3 protein-coding genes are annotated in these 2,360 nt (G+C 26.1%); all 3 read right to left on the bottom strand.

Annotated elements, in window-relative coordinates; genetic code table 11:
• Positions 1–37 precede the first annotated feature (37 nt).
• The 3 genes from TR13x_RS10775 to TR13x_RS10765 all read right to left on the bottom strand — a co-directional run bounded on the left by TR13x_RS10775 (position 38) and on the right by TR13x_RS10765 (position 2,057).
• Positions 38–373 carry a hypothetical protein gene (locus TR13x_RS10775; RefSeq protein ID WP_242851766.1) on the bottom strand — a complete coding sequence of 112 codons (336 nt, stop codon included), beginning with the start codon at positions 371–373 and terminating at the stop codon, positions 38–40.
• Between the two features lie 479 nt (positions 374–852).
• Complete coding sequence (locus tag TR13x_RS10770; protein ID WP_054871940.1) at positions 853–1,920, bottom strand: tetratricopeptide repeat protein; 1,068 nt, start codon at positions 1,918–1,920, stop codon at positions 853–855.
• Positions 1,878–2,057: a hypothetical protein gene (locus tag TR13x_RS10765; protein ID WP_054871939.1), complete on the bottom strand. Its 180-nt coding sequence runs from the start codon at positions 2,055–2,057 to the stop codon at positions 1,878–1,880. Before TR13x_RS10765 ends, TR13x_RS10770 begins: the two co-directional genes overlap by 43 nt.
• Positions 2,058–2,360: the final 303 nt, after the last annotated feature.

The raw sequence follows: 2,360 nt of genomic DNA, 5'->3' as shown, positions 1-2,360 counted from the left end.
ACACCTAGACTTTTAAATCTAGGTGCTTATCTGCTTTTTACTTTGCTCTTTTTAATTTTGCGATATTAGCCCAGTTATTTGCTGTTACTTCCTCTACTATACTTAAATCTTCTTTAATTGATTCTATATCTCCTTTAATATGTGCTATATCATTTATCATTCTATCATGTTCTGCTTTATTAGTTTGCGCAGAATGTTCTAAAGCCTTTAAAATTTGAGTATTTTCTTTTACTTGCAATTCTAGATTATCAAATTTACTATTCAATTCATCAAACTTACTACTTAATTCATTAAACTTACCATTTAACCCATCAACTTTCCCAATTAATTCATTTTTAAACTCTTTGAGAAAATTTAGAATTTCCTTATCCATAATTAGTTCACCTCTTTTTATCATTATACTACACTAAATGACCGATATCAAAAATTATTGATAATAGTACATCATTTTTTCTACTATATATATGTATCCCTATGTTGATTTTTTATATTCTCATTCTTAGCAATGTATCATCTTAATTTTATTATATCATTAGACTTTTTGGATACAACAGAACCGTACCTTAGTCTTTTTATTGTTTCTACATAAAAAGTGGCATAAGTCTTAACACTTGTATGAAAAAAAGCACCAATACCTTACATAAGTAAGATTTAAACTTATGCCTATCAATAGTATTACTAATAATACAATTTAAAGCAACATCATGATATATATATTTTTTTTTAAATTATTTTACACATTTTTTATGTATATATTTTATCAATAACAATTACCTCTTAAGAAGACTGATCATGCACATGTATTCTAAAGTAGGATATATATTAAAGTAAAGTTTTTATATAATGATACTTTTAAGCCTTTAAGCTATCTTTAAACTCGATTAAATATTTATCATCTGGAGATATTAATAAGCCTGCATTAATTACTTTTAAAGCTCTATTCAAATCTTCTAAATAGTAATAGCAAATTGCTTTTCCATAATAACATTCAATATCGTCTTTTTGTCCTGATAACACAATATCATAATTTTCTATTGCTTTTTTATATTGACCTATTTGTTCATACGTTATAGCCTTATTAAAATAAGCATTATAAAACTTTGGGTCTATTTCTGTTGCTTTTTCAAACATTTCTAGTGCTTTATTATATTGAAAGAGAGATAGAAAAATACGACCTTTTAAATTATATAAATCTGAATTAAGATTATCTAAATCAATCCCTTTATTTACATATTTTAATGCTTCTAACTCTTTTCCTTTTTCAAATAACTCAATAGCTTTATCTGAATAATCCTTTATATCATTAAAAACCTCATCTGTCTTAGCAACAAAATCTTTCTCAGAATATACTTTGTTTAATCTTTCCCCAGTATATGAATTAATATAATCTATTACTTCTTTAACTAATCCTTGTGCTTCTGGGCTATCAGCAAACCATACATTAGCTCTACCCATTCCTTTTCCTTTCCCTTCAATAGATGCTCTAGGAATTCGAAAATTTCTTTTTTCAATAGGTAAAAGAATACAATCCTTTGCTTGTGCTTTTACATTATAAAATAAATTAATATTTTCCTGATAGTATCTATATACTGTAGCATTTTTATACCAACCTATTATCACAGATTTATCTTTTTCTTTTTTTGCTACCCAAATAACTAATACATTATTAGCAAGTGAATCTCTATCTGTAACACCTGCTAACCTTTCTATATGTAACTGATTTTCTTTACCGTTTTTTGAAGTTTTTGTTGAAAAATATCCAAAATGGTAACCGTTAATATTTCTGAAATTGCATGTTTCAACTCCATCTTTGTATTCATCAACATAAGCACCCCCAGATGAAATTTTATCTTCATCAGTATTACCATTATAATACTTCATCCATCCAATATTACAAAATAAAACTCTTGTTGTTCCCATTTCCTCCACTCCTCACTTTTTCTATAATATGGAATATATCTTAAAGCACCAAAAAAATCACCAATAAGTTTATCTTCTAACCTTTCACTAAGGTTTGAACCAGTTGAACTTATTTTACCTTTCATTTCTGCAATCAACGCTGTCACCTACAAAATGAAAAATAAAATATATCTACATACACAATTTTCAAACATTTAAATATATTAAACATTATACCATATAAATTCAATATTTTGTATAAATTTACATGTTATCTGTTAGGAATTTACACTACTATTCCATATTAAATCGCTCTATGATATATCACTCTTTATATTTATTATTGTAAATGGCAATATGAATTTGCACCAAAAGTGGAAAATAATTTTGTGTTTATGTTAATCTAAAAGTAGCCTAGAGTATTAATTGAAAAGTCCCCCACAATAAAATATACTACCCCT

The sequence above is a fragment of the Caloranaerobacter sp. TR13 genome, assembly GCF_001316435.1.
Classification (GTDB): domain Bacteria; phylum Bacillota; class Clostridia; order Tissierellales; family Thermohalobacteraceae; genus Caloranaerobacter.
Note: the sequence above shows the minus strand (reverse complement) of the source record. Positions and strands in the feature narration are given on the sequence as shown.